This window comes from Pseudomonas sp. K5002 (assembly GCF_013386655.1).
GTDB lineage: Bacteria > Pseudomonadota > Gammaproteobacteria > Pseudomonadales > Pseudomonadaceae > Aquipseudomonas.
In genome coordinates, this window is record NZ_JACARK010001274.1 from 1 (window position 1) to 491 (window position 491).

At 64.6% G+C, this 491-nt stretch carries 1 protein-coding gene; it reads right to left on the minus strand.

The window, feature by feature from the left end; all coding sequences use genetic code 11:
- Window positions 1-491 (minus strand): FTR1 family protein (locus tag HX846_RS35610; protein ID WP_178967287.1); only part of this gene is annotated, 491 nt, incomplete at both ends.

Sequence of the window (491 nt, forward strand, 5' to 3'; positions counted from 1 at the left end):
GTCGCCAAGCCGGCCAACAGCGCCAGGCCCCAGCCGACGTTGACGCTGCGCACCGCCGATTGCTGGCCGGTGTTACGCAGGAACGCGAGAATCGCCGCCAACACCAGGATCGCTTCCAGGCCTTCGCGCAGCAGGATCAGCAAACCGGAGATGTAGCTCAGGGACCAGCTCAAGCCATCGCTGCCCAGCAGGCCGGCCGACTCGGTGAGCTTGCCCTTGGCCACATCCAGGCGCTGCTGCACTTGCTCGATCGGCAAGCCGTCCTGCAATGACTGCCGGTAGGCCATCAGGGCCTTTTCGGTGTCCTTGCGCACGTTGGCATCAACGTTATCGAGGGAGCTTTCAACCAGCTCGAAACCTTCCAGGTAGGCGGCTACCGACAGGTCGTAGGCCTGCTCGTGCTCGCCATTGCGGAACGCGGCGAGGCTTTTGTCGAGGGTGGCCGCGGTGTAATCAAGCAACTGCGCCGGGCCACGCTTGACCTGCGGCGG